The organism is Gardnerella sp. KA01000 (genome assembly GCF_049244035.1).
Lineage (GTDB): Bacteria > Actinomycetota > Actinomycetes > Actinomycetales > Bifidobacteriaceae > Bifidobacterium > Bifidobacterium leopoldii.
The window spans coordinates 364,211-381,903 of the sequence record NZ_CP058367.1; the positions used below are offsets into that span (position 1 = coordinate 364,211).

Consider the following 17,693-nt stretch of genomic DNA (forward strand, 5'->3'; position numbering starts at 1 on the left):
ATATGCACTACTAATTTGATAAAATATAAAACTAGGTATGTTTTAAGAAGTTCATTGAAAGGGGAGGAAATAACGAATATGTTAAACAATGGTGACGAACGCAACAATGACGACGAACGCAATAATGACGATTCTGTGCGCACTTCTTTTACTGATGCGGAATTAGATAATGCGCTCGCGGGATTTGAACGTGAATTTAAAGAAGAGTCGCAAGAAAATTTAAATAGCGAAAATTTAGAAAATAACCAAAAAAGCGACGATAATCAAGAAAATGATTTTCTTGATCAAGCTATGCGCAATATTGAAGAAGCTAATTTTGAAGAAGATTTGCAAGGCCTGCTTGGAAATAAGGCAAAAGTTGCGTTAATGATTACGTATGTGCAGCCTGCGCAGTTGTTGGCTGCTTTTTGCAAAATGGCTAGTGTTTCAGCACGATGCTTCGATGAAGAGCAAGGTGCTGTTGCGGTATTAAAAAATTTGGACGGCAATGAGCCGGAAGAAGCAGTGCAAAAATTTGTTGATTTCTTCCGTGGAATGGATGTTATGCTCATTACAAATAGAGCTGATAAATTAACTGCAAAAGTTTACGAATATAATTGCGAACCGCAAGAAATAGTTGCGCCTATGGCGTTAGCTGTGTGGTCGCGTGCAGTAGAAGATTTAGCTATTGGCATGGAAACAGTTCAAACTCTTTCAAAACAAAATATAGAAATGTTCAATAGTGACGATTTAAGCGATGCAAACGCGTACGAGCTATTTCAAAAATATGGCAAAAGAAAGTAAAAATAATTTGAGCAATTAATTGTCATATTAAATTGAAGAAGTTGCGTTAGAAAGTAGAAATTTCATTACAATTACGTAAATTCATTGCATATAAGCTCAACATATGAAGCGCAATACGAAATAATACACTACAATTGCATGTGAATATGCATATGTGCGTGACTATGCATACAACCGGATGATACCCAAGGGGCTTATTATGGATCGACAACAAGAGTTTGCTCTACGTACTGTTGAAGAGCGAGACGTGCGTTTTATTCGACTCTGGTTTACGGACGTCTTAGGCACGCTTAAATCCGTTGCTATTGCCCCTGCTGAATTAGAAGCAGCTTTTGAAGAGGGAATAGGGTTCGACGGCTCAGCAATAGAAGGCATGACTCGCGTCCTAGAAGACGATATGATTGTGAAGCCGGATCCGTCGACGTTCCAAATTCTTCCATGGCATGGAGGTCCGGAAGGCACAGCGCGCATGTTCTGCGATGTGCTAACTCCAGACGGAGAGCCTTCGCTGGGAGACCCTCGTCACGTTTTAAAGACTGCGCTCGCAAAAGCGAAAGAAAAAGGATTTACTTTTTACGTGCATCCGGAGATTGAGTTTTATTTGTTTGAAGCTCAGGATGATTGGTCCAAAGCTCCTGTGCCGATTGATGAGGGTGGATATTTTGACCATGTTCCTAGAAGTTCGGCTATGGATTTCCGTCGTAGCGCAGTCAGTATGCTTGAGCAAATGGGTATTTCTGTAGAATACTCGCATCACGAGGGTGGTCCTGGTCAAAACGAAATTGACTTGCGTTATGCAGATGCTCTTACTACCGCGGATAATATTATGACTTTCCGCACTGTAGTTAAGGAAATTTCTCTTGAGCGCGGAATGTACGCAAGCTTTATGCCAAAACCTTTAACTGATCAGCCTGGTTCTGGTATGCATACGCATTTGAGTTTGTTCGAAGGTGATACGAACGCTTTTTATGAGGCTGGTCAAGAATTTAATATGTCTCTTATTGCGCGTCAATTTGCGGCTGGTATTTTGCATCATGCTTCAGAAATTTGCGCTGTAACTGATCAGTATGTGAACTCTTACAAGCGTTTGTGGGGTGGTGCGGAAGCTCCTAGCTATGTTTGCTGGGGTCATAGCAACCGTTCTGCACTTCTGCGTGTTCCGCAATACAAGCCTGGTAAAGGTAATTCTTGCCGAATGGAATTCCGCGCGCTAGATCCTGTAGCGAATCCGTATCTTGCTTACTCTGTGCTTCTTGCTGCTGGTTTGGATGGTATTGAAAAGCAAATGACTTTGTGCGATCCAACTAGCGACGATGTGTGGGAGCTTACTGATGCTGAGCGTCAAGCAATGGGTATTCAGCCATTGCCAGAATCCTTGGATGAAGCACTAAAGATTATGGAGCGCTCGGACTTCGTTGCAAGCGTATTAGGTGAACACGCTTTTGAGTACTTCTTGCGCAATAAGCATCAAGAGTGGGAAGAGTACCGTCGCCAGGTTACGCCTTTTGAACTTGAGAAGTATTTGCCGCGTTTGTAGTTGTTTTGCCTGGCGTTTGGCTGGCGGGTTTCTGGAGTGTCTGTGTGATATAGGAATTACTTATCTCGCAGCGCTCCGCTCTTATACCTTATTTGGACTTAGCGGTTGCATAGTTAAGTTTAGTTTTTTAATTACTTTTTCTGCAGAAATAGTATTTATCAACAAGATTATTACTATCGTTCCGCTTTTATATTGCTCGACAAGCAATTCCTATCTCCCACTCGTAAATCCACTCACCGTTGTTTTGTGATGTGGTAGGTGCGTATGGTGTGGTGTGTGCAGCAGCACGAATGCTAGTGTTCTATAGACAATAAATACTTACCGTTCGCAGAAGCATTACTGCAAAGCTTCATGAACATTTGCTGGAGTTTTTTCTCCGGCGTTTGTAGCTTGTTTTGGGACACTGCTGCAGACGTCGCGCTGCGTTCCAAGCGTTTTCCACGATTTTTTGCAGCTTACTAAAATGTCGAAAATACCAAATCGTTTGGTGAAATAAACAAAACGCAAGCCAAAACTGTCGAAAATACATAATCGCAAGATGTTTTCGACATTTTCTATTGACTGCAAAAATATTTAACGCGTGTATCGATTCGCTAGCAGCGCGATTGTAAAGTTTCTGTCGGATTTTCGCTCGTAGCCGACCGTTTCTTTACACCGCTGTACAGTTTCTGTCGTTTTCTGGCGCGCAAACGGCTTTTTCTTTACGCCGCTGTACAGTTTCTGCCGTTTTTTCGCGCGTAGGCGACCGTTTCTTTACGCCGCTGTACAGTTTTGGTCGTTTTTTGTTACTGGTGCAGATGGTCGACTGCGTTCGTAACGACCTGCTTGAGCGCTGCTTTAGGGTCTTTTGTTTTCTATTGGTGATTTGCTTCAAAAAAATCAAAAATTTTGTAAAAAAGTGGGGATTTTTGGGGAGGAATGGGGTAAAATGGTGAGCAACGTGTAAATGGCATAGTACATGTTGAGTTAAGGAGGTGGAGTATGGCACGTCGTGCTGCTAATAAGCAACCGCGCAATAACGCCAATTCTTCCTCTGCGCATTCCATAAATCAGGCTCAATCAGCTGCTGATCCAAATGTCTCTCAGCAATCGCAGATGCCACTGCAAATGCAAGATTCACAAGTGCCTCAGCAACAATACGTTCAGCCTGTTCAACCTATACAATCTAAGCAGTCAATTCAGGGTTATTATGGTATGCCTCCAACTGTTATGCCAGCAATGCAGCAATATATGCCAGCACCGGTTTTCACCTCCACTCCGTCCGGCGCTGCTGATTCGTCTGCACAAGCTGCAGCTATGCCAGTTGCACCTTTTTATGCTTCTCAATATCAAGAAGCTGTGTCAACTCATCCAGCAACACCTATTTTGTTAGGCACTTATACTCCAAAAATTGACGATAAAGGTCGTGTTGCTCTTCCTGCAAAATTCCGTTCTCAGCTCGGAACTGGTTTTGTTATGGCTCGCGGTCAAGAGCATTGTGTTTACGTGCTGCCTATGGTTGAGTTCCAGCGTATGACAACGCAAATTCAGCGCACATCTATGAGCAACAAGTCAGCTCGCGATTATCTTCGCGTGTTCCTTTCTGGCGCTGTTGATGAAGAGCCAGATAAGCAGGGACGCATTGTTGTGCCGCCAATGTTAAGAGATTACGCCAATTTGGGCGATCAAATTGTTGTTATTGGTGTTGGTACGCGTGCAGAGATTTGGAATAAATCTGCTTGGGAAGAGTATCTTGCCGATCGTGAGCAAGGTTATGCGGATATTGCTGACGATGTACTTCCGGCGGTGATGTGATGACTGATGTTATGAAAGACATTACAGCTATTCACGCACCGGTATTATTGCAAGATTGTGTTGATTTAGTTACTCCTTCTTTGCAACATAAAGGCGCAATAGTAGTAGATTGCACTTTAGGTCTTGCTGGTCATGCAACTGCTTTTCTTAAAGCTGCGCCTTTTGCAACACTTATTGGTATTGATCGTGATGCTGAAGCACTTTCGTTAGCAACGCAAAGAATGCGTAGTGAAGGCCTTGAGAATCGTTTTATTCCTGCACATGCGGCGTTCGATGAGATTGATGAAGTACTACGAGAAAACCGCATTGACGGTATTGATGCTGCTTTTATGGATTTGGGTCTTTCAAGTTTGCAAATTGACGAAACTGATCGCGGTTTTTCTTATTCTCACGATACAGCACTTGACATGCGTATGGATACAACGCAAGCAACTACTGCCGCAACGATTTTAGCTACTTATGATTCTCGAGAATTAACTAGAATTTTCCGCGAGTATGGTGAAGAACGTTTTGCGTCTCTTATTGCTCGTCGTATTGTTGAAGTTCGCGCTACGGAGCCTATTGCTACTTCGGGTCAGTTGGTTAGCTTAGTTGACTCTGTAATTCCGAAAGCTCATCGCGCTACTGGAAATCCAGCAAAACGAGTGTTCCAAGCTTTGCGTATTGAAGTGAACGGTGAATTAGATAAATTGAACCGTACTCTTCCTAAAATTGCTTTGCATCTTCGTGAGTATGGTCGCTTAGTTGTTGAATCTTATCATTCATTGGAAGATACAGCTGTAAAACGTTTTATGAATCAAGGATTAACCGTCGATGTTCCTGCAAACATGCCTGTTATTCCTGACGATGCTCAGCCGTTCTTTAAAGCTCTTACTCGCGGAGCCATGAAGGCTTCTAAAGAAGAAATTGTTCATAACACTAGATCTTCTTCAGTTCGTTTGCGCGCTGTCGAATTATGCCGACCTATTCCTGAGCGTTGGATTCCAAGGCTTGAAGATGAGGCGGCTGGTCGTAAAGCTATAAAAGGAGGTCGCTGACATGGTATTGAACATGCAAAATCGTGTTTTGCGCTCTTCTGCGTCTTTTGCTTCAGCTCCAGCTGGTCGTACTAAAGATAATTCGACTCGTAAAGAATACGTACATAATTCTGCTCCTTCGGCGTTTAACCCATCTCAACGTAAATCTTCTGCTGTGCTTGAACGATTCCGCAAGGTTATGACATGGAGCAATACGCGCAAAGTACCTCTTATAAATTGCATGATTATTGTGATTTTTATGGTTGTTACGTTGTTGACTTCGCTTCTTTTGCGTACGCAAATGGCAGAGATTTCCTTCGACCAAACTGCAGTACAGATGCGTATTTCTCGTTTGCATCAGGATGTGGAAGCTCGTCAAGCGAAATTAGATACTTTGGAATCTGAGCTTCCTGCAAGAGCGCAACGAATGGGAATGGTTCCGCAACAAGGTTCTATTTCTATTGACTTGAGTGATTATGCAGCAAAACGAAAACATGGTCATTCTGAGAAAACTAAGCACGAAAAACAAACTAATAACTCAAATAAAACTCAAAAACAAGAACAACAAAATCGTCAATATCAACAGAAAGCAAAACAGGAGAAACATTGATGCGCCACTTAATCAAACAACGTTTCGCTTCTCAGCAGATATTTGCGCGTAAGTGCACCGTAATTGCAATTGTTTTTGCGTTAATTGGTGTTAGTGCAATAGTAAAGCTAAGTTTTATACAGATTATTAATGCTCGTTCAACAGCGCAAGCAGCTCAGGCTGAGCGTAGTCGTGTGCGACCAATTCTTGCACGTCGTGGTCGCATACTTGATGCTAATGGTGCTGTGTTGGCTCAAAGTGTTGAGCGATTTAATATTATTGGAGATCCACTTAATGCTCAGGCTTTTGTGCCGACTCCTTGCACAAAACAAACCGAGCATAACTGTCATATGCTTAATGGCAAGCCTGTAGAAGGCACGGGCGCTGTGGCGGTCGCCCGTTTGCTTGCTCCGATTTTGCACATGAGCTCTGTAGAACTTGGTGGAAAGCTGGCTGGCGTTGGTCGTTACGTTTTATTGAAACGTAACGTGACTCCTGCAATGAAACGTGCCATTGACGATTTGAATCTTTCTGGGTGTATTTATGCAGAGAACAGTAGTGAACGAGTATATTCAAGCGGTCCTATTCTTGGATCTGTGATTGGTGCTGTTGCTAATGCCGATGAAGTTAATCGTAAAGATATTAAAGATCGTAAAGGTGAGGTTGGTGTTACCGGTCTTGAATTTACTAAAGATGCAACTTTGAACGGCGTAGACGGATATCAGCGTTATCAAGGTAATAATGCAGGAAATGAGAAAATTCCTGGTACTGTAACTGAATCTAAGCCTGCAATCAACGGAAGCGATGTTAAGCTCACAATCGATAGCGATGTCGATTGGTATGTTAAAAAAGTTTTGCTTGATGGCAAGAAAAAATATCATGCAACTTGGGGTATTGCAATAGTGCAAGATGTTCGTACTGGCGAAATACTTGCTTTGGAAGATACTGATGAGATTAAAGCTGGAACAACGCAAGCTAAGGTGAATGTTTCTAGAGCTGTAAGCCAAACCTTTGAGCCTGGTTCTATTGGTAAAGCTTTCTCAATGTCTGGAATGTTACAAACTGGTGCGCATAAGCTTACTGATAAATTTGCTGTTCCTAATACTCTCAATAAGAACGGTCAAGCATTCCATGATGCTGTTAGCCACGGTGTTGAGCGTTGGACATTAGCTGGTATTCTTTCAGAATCTTCTAACGTCGGTATGGTTATGGCTGGTGAAAAATATCCGATCGATAAACGCTATGAGTATCTTTATAAATTTGGTCTTGGTCAGTACTCGGGATTGAATTTACAAGGAGAATCTCGCGGCTTGCTTCCTAGCGTTCAAGCTTGGGATGGTCGTAAAAAAGATACCGTTCTGTTTGGTCAGGGTTATGCAGTGAATGCTTTGCAGCTTACTAATGCGATTGCAACTATTGCAAATAAAGGCGTGAGATTGCGTCAGTCAATAGTTAAATCCGTTATAGATCCTAATGGTAGGGTTACAAAGTCTTCTCGCCCTGCAGGAACGCGCGTTTTGGATGAAAATGTTGCTGTACAAATGATGAATGCTTTGGAAAATTCTGGTGAGCATTATCATAGATTTGCTGGTGTCGATGGTTATCGTGTTGCTGCAAAGAGTGGTACAGCTGAAGTTGCTGGCGCTGATGGTAAACTTAGCTCTACAATCAGCGACTGGTCGGGTGCTATACCAGCAGATAATCCTCGCTTCGTCATAACAGTTGTTTTGCGTGATCCACAAGGTATTTATGGTGGTATGACTGCAGGTCCACTGTTCAAAACTATTGGAGAATTCTTAATGCAAAAGTATGATATTCCAGCTTCTTCTCCACGCACAAATCCTGTTCCTGTGAATTGGTAGTGTACGCATTACAATGTTGTTGTCTATAAAGTAGGGTGTGCAATGAGTGCGGTTGATGAATACTCTAGAATTAGAGTGACGCTAGGTTTTGCTGCAAAAAATTATGGTTTTGAAGTTGTTCCTGCGTTTGCTTCAGAGGTAACTATTACTTCTATTGCTCATGATGTGCGTCATGTACGTCCTGGTGGATTATTTGTGCCAATTGGTCATATTGATCGTCGTCAGCTTGAGGCTGCACGTGATGCTGGGGCATATGCTGCATTAGTTTCACCAGAATTTCGTGGTGAGGCTGCAGATTTAGGTCTGCCTTTGCTTGTTTCTTCTGCTAATCCAGTTGCTTTGGGCAAGCTTGCTTGCGATATTAATGCAGATCCTTCTTCATGCGTTGCAATATTTGCGATTGCTGGTGACGATGATGATGAGATCCATGCTAACGTTTTGCGATTAGCTGATTTTTTGCATATGTTAGGCAATCCTGTTGGTGTTATTAGTGATGCTGGATCTACTTCATTACAGCGTGAATTGTCTTTGCAATATCCTTTAAATATTGCCGATGTACAGCATGCTTTATCCGTGTGTGCAGAAGATGGTGCCGCAGCTGTTGTTATTGCACTTAATTCTGCAACTTTAGCTAAGAATGCGTTGCAATCCGTTAATATTGATGTTCTTGGCGTTGAGCAAATTCAGAATGAAAGCAATTCTGGCGCAGGATCTGATTCTCAATCTGATACTGAGTCTAAAGATAGCTCTGATACTAATTCTGAATCTGAACCTAATTCTGAATTTAAAGATGCAGCATCAAATGTGAAAATTAGCGCAAAGACATCTTCCTCACCGCTTTACCCGGCATATGCAACCGGCATGAGTTTTTATGCGTTGCGTCAACGTTATGGTTTTTCTGGAAGAGAGCACGCTTATTGCGTTACTAGATCGGCTGAGTCTGACGAATTAGCTGAATTAGCAGATCAAATTGGTGGCAATGATGTACAGCGGCATCTTTCATTATCTATTGCAATGGTGTTAGCTGCTGGTGTTCGTCGTGGGACTATTAAAAGTGCGCTGCGAGTTTCGCATGAATTGCACTGAATTGTGCTGAAGCGCTGATTTCATTCGAGTTTTCAAATAAATTAATTGCGTGAGTTTTGTTTAAGGGCTTTTAATTATGTGGCTAATTTGGAGGATGTTATGAGTTGTGTTGAAACTTCGTGTGCTAGCAATGCTAAGAGTTTAGATTATGCTGATATGATGCCTATGAATATAAGCGAAATTGCTAACGCTGTTCATGGGGAAATGCACGAGTTTAATAGTTGTGACACAGATTTAGTTGCAAATTCCGTTTTTAGTGATTCTCGTCAAATCCGTAAAGGTTCTGTGTTCGTAGCTATAGTTGGTGAACATGTTGACGGTCATGATTATGTAAAGAATGCTGAAAAATCTGGAGCTGTTGTAGCTATTGTTGAACATGTTGTCGAAGGCACTAATCTCAATCAAATAGTTGTTAATAATTCTGTAGAAGCGCTGGGTTTGCTAGCTAAACATAATTTGGAACTTCGCCGCAATCTTAACAAACCTTTCACTATTATTGGTATCACTGGTTCCGTTGGCAAAACAACAACGAAAGATATGTTGAAGGCTTTGTTGAGCACGCTAGGCGAAACAGTTGCTCCTGTTGGATCTTTTAATAATAATATTGGTTTGCCTCTTACTGCTTTGCAAGTTGGCAGTAATACTCGGTTTCTAATAGCAGAAATGGGTGCTAACCATGTTGGCGAAATTGCCAATTTAACTCATATTGCTCCTCCGGATCTCGCAATAGTGCTTAAAGTTGGTGTTGCTCATTTAGGTGAATTTGGCTCAGTTGAGCGAATTGCGCAAGCAAAAAGTGAGATTGTGCGTGGGCTTTTGCCACATGGCATAGCAGTATTAAATTCCGACGATAAGCGAGTTTCTGCAATGTCTTGTCTTGTAGAAAATAAGCATGTGCGCTGGTTTGGTAGAAATGCTAAAAATGGATTGCTGGAATCAGCTAGTAAAGATGACTACCAACTTTCAGCTAGCAATATAAAGTTAGATTCTTTTGGTAAAGCAGTTTTTACTATCACTGAACGCATTAATTCTTCTGATTTAGTGAATCATATTGAAGTGCATCTTGCTATACAAGGCGAGCATAATGTTATGAATGCGCTTGCAGCAGCAAATGTTGCCAGATATTTGGGAATGACTTTAGATGATATTGCTTCTGTGCTGTCTAAAGTTTCGCATATTAGCCCGCATCGCATGCAATTGAGTACAGTTTCTAAGAATGACGAGAAATTTACACTTATTGATGATTCCTTTAATGCAAATCCTGATTCTATGAAAGCAGGAATCGATGGTTTGTGCGCTTATGAAAATGATTCTTGTAGTGCATCTTCGAAACCTTTCCGTATAGCGGTTCTTGGTTCTATGTTGGAGCTTGGCAGCAACGAAGATGAATTGCACACAAATATTGGAGAATATGTGGCAAATTCGAGTGTCGATGCGGTTGTTGCTGTTGGTTCAAAAACGGACTCTGACTTAGATAAATTAGCTCACTGTATTGCTCAAGGTGCGCGTTCTTCTTGGAATAATAAACTACTTTCTTCTCATGAGGCAGTCTATTTTGTACACAGTGCGGATGAGGCTGATGATATTGTTTGGAAACTTGTGGCCGAGCATCCGAGTAGTGTTGTGTTATTGAAAGGCTCTCATGCTTCAGGCTTGAGCGTGCTTGCTGAACATTGGGCAAATATTTAACTGCTCGATGCTCAATATAAGTGTGAAATTAATAAATTAAGTATTATAGCAAACGGAACAGTAAACGGAGGTTAAGCGGTGATTGCGCTTATTGTAGGAATTGTGGTGTCGCTCGTAGTTACGATTGTTGGCACACCTTTGCTTATTCGTTTAGTGCATCGTTTGCACTACGGTCAGTACATTCGTCAAGATGGACCACAATCTCATTTAGTAAAGCGCGGCACGCCAACTATGGGCGGTGTTGTTATTAATTTTGCTGTAGTAGCAGGTTGGGCTGCTTCTGCTCTTTATAGATATGTTTCTGTTGGTCGCTCGCCTTCATGGTCTGCTGTTTTGGTGCTGTTTGCAATGCTTTCAATGGGTTTGCTTGGCTTTATTGATGATTTTGCTAAGGTTCGTAAAAAGCAGAATCTTGGTCTTTCTGTACATGCGAAGTTTACTGGTCAAATTATTTTTGCAAGTATTTACGCGCTTTTGTCATTGTTATTGCCAACTCAATCTGGTATTGCTAGCGCTCAACCTGGAATGAGTTTTATTGAAAAACCATTTTTTGATTTTTCTATACTCGGTAAAGGTGTAGGAATCGTAGTATTTATTGTTTGGGTTAATTTCCTTATTGCTGCTTGGTCTAACGCTGTAAACTTGACTGACGGACTTGATGGTTTAGCTTCTGGATCTTCTATGATTGCTTTTGCTGGTTACGCTTTGATTGCTTTTTGGGAAAGCTACCATGTGCGTGGAGGTGGTCATTTTGGATTCTCTTACGCTGTTTCTGACCCTCTCGATTTAACTATTATTGCTGTTTGCGCTGCTGTTGCTTGCTTTGGATTCTTGTGGTTTAATTCGAATCCTGCTCAAGTATTTATGGGAGATACTGGTTCGTTGGCTTTAGGCGGATTATTTGCAGCTCTTTCTATTGCAACTCACACAGAGTTTTTGGCTGTGATTTTGGGTGGATTATTTGTAATGGAAGCTGCAAGTGACGTTATTCAAGTTGGATTCTTTAAAGCTACGCATAAGCGCGTGTTCAAAATGGCTCCTATTCATCATCATTTTGAATTGCTCGGCTGGACGGAAACTAAAGTTGTTGTGCGATTCTGGATGATTGAGCTTATGTTTGTGCTTTCTGCACTTATGATGTTCTACGCCGATTGGGCAGGGCATTCTGGCTTGCTTATTTAATTTCAAAAATTGGAAGGCTTCAATATGAATATTGTCGATGGCAATGAAGTATCTGTTTCGTCTGAATCTACTTGTAAGTCGTGCACAAGCGATAAAGCATTTGCTTTTAAGCGTGTATTAGTTGCAGGTCTTGGAGTTTCGGGTCGTGGCGCAGCTGAGGTTTTGCGCGCTGTTGGATCTGAGACTGTGACTGCAGACGAAAATAAGCCTGATGCCGATATACATGATTTTTCAGCAATAGACTGGTCTAAAATCGATGCTGTTGTTACATCTCCAGTATTTAACCCTCGCACGCCATTTTTGCAAGAAGCTGCATCGCGCAATATTCCAGTAATGAGCGAAGTTGAATTAGCGTGGCGCTTGCGCGTACCTTCTAAGCGCACGAATAAACCTGCTTATTGGATTGGCATTACTGGCACAAATGGTAAGACTTCTACTACAGAAATGACTTCTGCAATGCTAACCGCTTGCGGATTAAATGCTCCAGCCGTGGGAAATATTGGAAAGTCTGTGTCACATGCTGCTTTGGAATGTGAGCATGATGCTTTATGCGTTGAATTAAGCTCTTTCCAATTGCATTTCACTGATTCTTTAGCTCTTGATTGTGCTGCTATTACTAATATTGCTGCTGATCATTTAGATTGGCATGGTGGTATGGAAGCGTACGCTCGTGACAAGTCAAAAGTATTTAATAATGTGCAAAAAGCTTTGGTTTACAATGCTCAAGATGAGCGTGTAAGCAAATTGGCAGATTGTGCACAAGTTGCTGATGGTTGTAAAAAGATTGGTTTTACGTTAGGAGAGCCTAAAGATGGTGAAATTGGCGTAAAAGACGGTTGGATTGTCGATAACAGCGGTGTTGCTGGAGGAACTAAAGGCACTCTAAAACCTATTGTCGAATTGCGTGAGCTAAAACATCTGTGCGAGCCTGATGGCAGTGTGTATCCGCATTTATTAGCTGATGCTCTTACTGCGTTAGCTTTATCTTTAGGTTTAACTGGTGACGTAGATTCTTCAGTTCGTGCTTTACGCGAATTTGCTCCTGGAGGTCATCGCATTCAAACAGTTGCGACTTTGATGTCTGAAGATGAAAATCCTTCGCATTGTATTAGATTTGTAGATGATTCTAAAGCAACTAATGCTCATGCTGCTTGTGCATCTTTAGCTAGTTTTGCTAATAATTCGGTTGTTTGGATTGCTGGCGGTTTAGCTAAAGGTGGTCATTTTGAAGATTTAATTGCAAACCAACTTCATGTGATTAAAGCAGTTGTTGTTATTGGAATAGATCAACGTCCAATTGTTGAAGCTCTTCACAGTTCAGCTCCTCACATTCCAGTAACTATTGTTTCACAGGATGGTTCTTGCGCTAAATCATATGATTGCGTTGATGACTTAGTTTGTGAGAATATTGAGAATACTTCGCTTGTAAATCCTGATTCTTCATTCGGTGAGGCTGTTATGCGTCAAACTGTAGAAGCTGCTGGGCGTTATGCTAAGCCTGGTGATGTTGTTCTGCTTGCTCCTGCTTGTGCCTCTATGGATCAATTTGTTTCGTACGCCGATCGCGGCAATCGTTTTGCTAAAGAATCTCAACGATGGGTGCATAATCATGGTGTTCAACAGTAATAAGCCTAAAAAGTTTTTGCGTTCATTAGCGCGCAAAGTCTCAGAAGTTATTATGGAAGATCATATTGAAGCAGATTCAGATTCTTCTCATTCTTCCCAAAAACAAAAATTTGAATCTTTTAAAAAATCTATTAGGACTTCAGCAAGTAAAGTAGGTGAGTCCATAAGCAAAGTAGGAGCGTATGCAAGCAAAGCGGGTAAGGAATTAGGCAAATCTGTAGGAAAGTCTGTAAGTAAGTCCGTTACTAAAGTTGGCAGATCTGTAGGTTCTTCTTTCAATGAATCTGTAAAATTTGTAAAAGATGTAAAGAAGTCGAAAGTTGCGAAACAAGCGAAACAAACTAAACGGGCTAATTTTGTAAAGCCTGCAGAGCAAGCAAATCCTGTAAATACTGTAAATCCTGCGAAACCTGCAAAGCTAACAAAGATAGCGAAACCAGCAAATACAGCAAAGCCGACAAAGTCAATTAAATACGCAAAATTAGCGCATACTGTATCTGGAATATTTTCCTCGAAGAAAGACTACTCAAAAAACTCGTTAGAGCGCAAAACTCAAGATTCAGAATTAAAGAAATATGTTGGCTTGCGCAGTTTAACTAACCCACTGTGGTGCTTATACGGCATGCGAGTATCAGTGGTTATACTGTCGATTTTTGGCTTATTCATGGTGTTTTCTAGTTCTTCAGTAACTATGATTACCTACGGAATTGCGCCTTGGGGTCAAGGCGTAAACCAAACAATGTATTGCGTTTTAGGCTTAATTGGCTATATTTTCGCTTCTCGACTTCCAGTTACAGTTTATAGACGATACGTTGCTGTTATTTACATTATTTCTGTTATTGCACAGTTCTTAACATTTGTTCCAGGTTTACGACGTGAAGTTAATGGTAATGCTGGTTGGATTGCTTTCGGCCCTATTACTTTGCAGCCTGCAGAAATTACAAAACTTGCATTATGTATTTGGCTTCCAATAGCTTTGATTGCTGCAAAACAAGCATATGAGCGTGTGCAAATGCGCGCATATATTCCTGTAGCAGCAGGACTCGGCGTATCGTTATTGCTTGTTATTGCAGGTAAGGATCTTGGTACTGCTTTAATTATTATTCTTATTGCACTTATAGCTTTTTATCTTGGTGGATTCCCTACGCGCTGGCTGATAGGAAGTATTTTTATTGCTATTGCTATGGTCGCTATGCTTGTTTTGACAAGCCAAAATCGTATGCGACGTATTCTTGCTACTTTGCACGGATGCGATGCAAAAGCAGCTAAAGGCGTTTGCTTCCAAGCAATTCACGCTCAATATGCAATGGCTTCTGGTGGACTATTAGGCGTTGGCATCGGAAATTCTCGTGAAAAATGGAATTATTTGCCTTACGCTCACAATGATTTTATTTTCGCTATTATTGGCGAAGAGATGGGCTTTTTGGTTGCAGCAGCAGTAATTTTGCTATACGTAATTATTGGTTGGTGCATACTATCTTCAGCATTAAAAGCGAAATCGCAATTTATTTCAATCGTATTAATGTGTATTGCAACGTGGATTGTAGGCCAAGGATTAGTTAATATTCTTGTTGTTGTGCAAATACTTCCGGTTATGGGAGTGCCTATGCCGTTTGTGTCCGCAGGTGGATCTTCGCTTGTTATGTGTTTGGTTGCAATTGGCGTAGCTGATGGTCTTATGCGTTCCAATCCGCAACTTACTATATCGAAGTAGTAAGTATTTACAACTTTTTTATAATATGAAAGTTATAACAAGGGTAGTGAAATGAAGTTTGATAATGCTATTGAGCAGGAAGTGCATATTGTTCTTGCAGGCGGGGGTACTGCAGGTCATGTCAATCCTTTGCTTTCTGTTGCAAACGCGATTAAAAAGCTCAATCCTGAAGCGTTAATTAGTGTAATTGGCACAGAAGTTGGTTTGGAAAAAAGTCTTGTGCCGAATGCAGGATACGAACTTGACACTATAGAAAAAGTGCCGTTCCCACGTAAGCCAAATTTGGATGCAATTAAGTTTCCAATTCGATGGATGCGCGAAAAACGCAAAGTGCGAAATATACTAGCCGCTAGAAAAGCAGATATAGTAGTGGGCTTCGGTGGCTATGCTTCTGCTCCAGTATATTCTCAAGCTCATGCGCAGCATATTCCTATTGTGATTCACGAGCAGAATGCTAAATCTGGAATGGCAAATCGCTTGGGTGCAAGTTGGGCTGATGCTGTTGGAACAGTTTATGGGAATACTGATTTGCGCACACGAAAAGGTGTCAAAGTTGAAAGAGTTGGTTTACCTCTTAGACCTGCTATTTCTAAATTGTGTGAAAGATTAGAAAAAGATTATGATTCCGCTCGCGTTGAAGGTGCGCAAAAACTTGGCGTTGACCCTAAACGTCCAATTATTCTTGTTACCGGCGGATCTTTGGGTGCAAAAAGCATAAATCAAGCTGTTGCTGCAGCAGCAGGAGATATTTTAAAACATGCGCAAGTAATTCACTTGACTGGTCGCGCAAAAGCGGAAGAAGTGCGAGATATAGTTGCAAAGCAAGTAGGTGAATCGCAAATAAACGATATTAAACCAGAGCATGCTGGTTGTGGCGATTATCATATTGCAGAATATTTAGAGCGTATTGATTGGGCTTTTGCTTGTGCAGATTTAGTTATATGTCGTGCAGGAGCTGGAACGGTTGCAGAAATTTCTGCACTTGGCTTACCTGCTGTATACGTGCCATTGCCTATTGGCAACGGCGAGCAGCGTTTCAATGTTGAGCCTGTAGTAAATGCAGGGGGAGCATTAATGGTAAATGATGCTGATTTCAATGCGAAGTGGTTTATAGATGAAGGATTAGCTTTATTGCAAAACAAAAAGCAATTACAAGCTATGCGCACTAAATCTTGGAATTATGGTATTCGTGATGCTGCAGACGTTATGGCGAAGCGTATTCTTGAAATCGCAAAAGAAGGCAGAAAGTAATGACTAAACTTAATAGCAATACAACTTCATCTCATAATAATATTGATTTAAACCCAGTAAAATCAGCATTTGATGATTCGCAAACTATTTCAAAACTAGGGCGAGTGCATTTTATTGGCATTGGCGGAGCTGGAATGAGTGTTCTGGCAGAAATGTTGCATGAAGAGGGCGTAAGCGTAAGCGGTTGCGATCGTGAAGCAAATGATCACACTCAACGCTTGGAAGAATTAGGTATTGAAGTAGAAATTGGACAAAGTGCTTCACATGTTGAGCATGCAGATGTACTCGTGTATTCAAGTGCTATTAAACCGAGCAATCCGGAGATTATGGCAGCACATGAGCGCGGCATAAAACTTGTTCATCGCAGCGATATTCTTGCGTTATTATTATCTGCAAAAACTGGTGTGACTGTTGCTGGAGCGCATGGTAAAACAACTACTAGCTCACTTCTTTCTCATATATTAACTGTGGCTGCAGTAGGCGATTTGGCTGATCCAAGCTACGCAATCGGCGGATCTATTCAAGCCGCAGACGGAACAGTTTTAGACGGCGGTCATGCTGGTAATGGAATTGTTATGGTTGCTGAAGCTGACGAATCTGACGGAAGTTTTGAAAAATACAGTCCAAGTATTGCAATCGTAACAAATGCTGAAGCAGATCACTTGGATCATTACGGCTCTAGTGAACGATACAGAGAAGCATTTGTTGAGCACGTAAGTCATGCTGTTAATAACGTAATAATTTGTGCAGAAGACGAAGGTGCTAGAAAAGTACTTGAAGCTATGCCGGATAATATTTTAAACAAAACAATTGTTTACGGTAATTTGGATACTTGGAGCCTAAAAGTTAGCTCGCGCGTACAAAAATTAGCTATGTTCGCAAGTATTGAGCATGAAAATGAGCAAGCTGTAAGTGGTCGAGAAATGTTTACGCTTGTATTGCCAGAAAAAATTTTGGATGAACATGCTAAATGTTCGAACAAGGTGCAAGTTAGCTTGTTAATACCAGGTTTGCATAATGCTCTTAATGCTTCTGCAGCTATTGTTGCTGCAGTATTGCTCGGTATGAATCCAGAAGATGCGGCTCGTGGTGCAGAAAGCTTCCGAGGTGCGTCTCGTCGTTTTGATATTCGTGGATGTGTTGATGGTGTAACAGTTGTGGACGATTATGCTCACCATCCAACTGAAATAGCTGCATTATTGCGCGCTGCTCGAAGAAAGTACACTTCTTCTACTCTTCGCGTGCTGTTTCAGCCTCATTTGTTCTCCAGAACGCAGGCTTTTGCTAATGAGTTTGCAAAATCTTTGGCTCTTGCAGACGATGTAATTGTTACAGGAATTTTCCCAGCTCGCGAAAAGCAGGAAGATTTTCCAAATATTAATGCTGAAACTATTGTTAAAGCTGCAAAATCACAGAATCTTGATGTAAAAATTGAAGCGGTTGACGATATGCGCGCAGCTGCGTTGAAACTGGCTTTGCGTGCAAAATCTGGTGATGTGCTGCTTACAGTTGGTGCAGGAAGTATTACTGCTATGACGTCTGTTATGCTAGAAGCATTGTAGTG

Annotated in this window: 13 protein-coding genes; all 13 read left to right on the plus strand. The window is 41.4% G+C overall.

The features are described 5' to 3' along the window. Window positions 1-78: 78 nt before the first annotated feature. Entirely contained in the window at window positions 79-783 is a 705-nt protein-coding gene (locus HXT58_RS01290) for a hypothetical protein (protein WP_004107354.1), read from the plus strand. 199 nt (window positions 784-982) lie between these two features. Beyond that, window positions 983-2,320 (plus strand): type I glutamate--ammonia ligase, encoded by a 1,338-nt coding sequence (gene glnA, locus HXT58_RS01295; protein WP_004107357.1) that lies wholly within the window; start codon window positions 983-985, stop codon window positions 2,318-2,320. Window positions 2,321-3,301: 981 nt separating this feature from the next. Then, entirely contained in the window at window positions 3,302-4,114 is an 813-nt protein-coding gene (mraZ, locus tag HXT58_RS01300; protein WP_004107368.1) for a division/cell wall cluster transcriptional repressor MraZ, read from the plus strand. An 11-nt stretch (window positions 4,115-4,125) separates the two neighbouring features. Continuing rightward, window positions 4,126-5,151 carry a 16S rRNA (cytosine(1402)-N(4))-methyltransferase RsmH gene (gene rsmH / locus HXT58_RS01305; protein WP_415706054.1) on the plus strand — a complete coding sequence of 342 codons (1,026 nt, stop codon included), beginning with the start codon at window positions 4,126-4,128 and terminating at the stop codon, window positions 5,149-5,151. A 1-nt stretch (window position 5,152) separates the two neighbouring features. Continuing rightward, entirely contained in the window at window positions 5,153-5,740 is a 588-nt protein-coding gene (locus HXT58_RS01310; protein WP_415705992.1) for a hypothetical protein, read from the plus strand. After that, window positions 5,740-7,581 (plus strand): peptidoglycan D,D-transpeptidase FtsI family protein, encoded by a 1,842-nt coding sequence (locus HXT58_RS01315; RefSeq protein ID WP_415706056.1) that lies wholly within the window; start codon window positions 5,740-5,742, stop codon window positions 7,579-7,581. The genes HXT58_RS01310 and HXT58_RS01315 overlap by 1 nt, the downstream gene beginning before the upstream one ends. 42 nt (window positions 7,582-7,623) lie before the next feature. Continuing rightward, a complete protein-coding gene (locus HXT58_RS01320; RefSeq protein ID WP_116973240.1) occupies window positions 7,624-8,667 on the plus strand; it encodes a UDP-N-acetylmuramyl peptide synthase in 1,044 nt (347 codons plus the stop codon). Between the two features lie 99 nt (window positions 8,668-8,766). Next, complete coding sequence (locus HXT58_RS01325; protein ID WP_415705994.1) at window positions 8,767-10,356, plus strand: UDP-N-acetylmuramoyl-tripeptide--D-alanyl-D-alanine ligase; 1,590 nt, start codon at window positions 8,767-8,769, stop codon at window positions 10,354-10,356. Window positions 10,357-10,434: 78 nt separating this feature from the next. Beyond that, entirely contained in the window at window positions 10,435-11,538 is a 1,104-nt protein-coding gene (gene mraY / locus HXT58_RS01330; protein WP_004107386.1) for a phospho-N-acetylmuramoyl-pentapeptide-transferase, read from the plus strand. Between the two features lie 24 nt (window positions 11,539-11,562). Continuing rightward, window positions 11,563-13,164: a UDP-N-acetylmuramoyl-L-alanine--D-glutamate ligase gene (gene murD / locus HXT58_RS01335; protein ID WP_174143294.1), complete on the plus strand. Its 1,602-nt coding sequence runs from the start codon at window positions 11,563-11,565 to the stop codon at window positions 13,162-13,164. Between the two features lie 502 nt (window positions 13,165-13,666). Then, the gene (locus tag HXT58_RS01340; RefSeq protein WP_407645751.1) at window positions 13,667-14,878 is read left to right on the plus strand and encodes a peptidoglycan glycosyltransferase FtsW; all 1,212 of its coding nucleotides are present in this window, start codon (window positions 13,667-13,669) and stop codon (window positions 14,876-14,878) included. A 51-nt stretch (window positions 14,879-14,929) separates the two neighbouring features. After that, a complete protein-coding gene (locus tag HXT58_RS01345) occupies window positions 14,930-16,129 on the plus strand; it encodes a UDP-N-acetylglucosamine--N-acetylmuramyl-(pentapeptide) pyrophosphoryl-undecaprenol N-acetylglucosamine transferase (RefSeq protein ID WP_415705996.1) in 1,200 nt (399 codons plus the stop codon). After that, the gene (murC, locus tag HXT58_RS01350; protein ID WP_415705998.1) at window positions 16,129-17,691 is read left to right on the plus strand and encodes a UDP-N-acetylmuramate--L-alanine ligase; all 1,563 of its coding nucleotides are present in this window, start codon (window positions 16,129-16,131) and stop codon (window positions 17,689-17,691) included. Before HXT58_RS01345 ends, murC begins: the two co-directional genes overlap by 1 nt. The last annotated feature ends 2 nt before the right edge of the window (window positions 17,692-17,693 follow it).

Bases quoted from the DNA above. Each gene is read 5' to 3' on its own strand.
- HXT58_RS01290 (WP_004107354.1), top strand. From the start codon at position 79: ATGTTAAACAATGGTGACGAACGCAACAATGACGACGAACGCAATAAT.
- glnA (WP_004107357.1), top strand. From the start codon at position 983: ATGGATCGACAACAAGAGTTTGCTCTACGTACTGTTGAAGAGCGAGAC.
- mraZ (WP_004107368.1), top strand. From the start codon at position 3,302: ATGGCACGTCGTGCTGCTAATAAGCAACCGCGCAATAACGCCAATTCT.
- rsmH (WP_415706054.1), top strand. From the start codon at position 4,126: ATGAAAGACATTACAGCTATTCACGCACCGGTATTATTGCAAGATTGT.
- HXT58_RS01310 (WP_415705992.1), top strand. From the start codon at position 5,153: ATGGTATTGAACATGCAAAATCGTGTTTTGCGCTCTTCTGCGTCTTTT.
- HXT58_RS01315 (WP_415706056.1), top strand. From the start codon at position 5,740: ATGCGCCACTTAATCAAACAACGTTTCGCTTCTCAGCAGATATTTGCG.
- HXT58_RS01320 (WP_116973240.1), top strand. From the start codon at position 7,624: ATGAGTGCGGTTGATGAATACTCTAGAATTAGAGTGACGCTAGGTTTT.
- HXT58_RS01325 (WP_415705994.1), top strand. From the start codon at position 8,767: ATGAGTTGTGTTGAAACTTCGTGTGCTAGCAATGCTAAGAGTTTAGAT.
- murD (WP_174143294.1), top strand. From the start codon at position 11,563: ATGAATATTGTCGATGGCAATGAAGTATCTGTTTCGTCTGAATCTACT.
- HXT58_RS01345 (WP_415705996.1), top strand. From the start codon at position 14,930: ATGAAGTTTGATAATGCTATTGAGCAGGAAGTGCATATTGTTCTTGCA.
- murC (WP_415705998.1), top strand. From the start codon at position 16,129: ATGACTAAACTTAATAGCAATACAACTTCATCTCATAATAATATTGAT.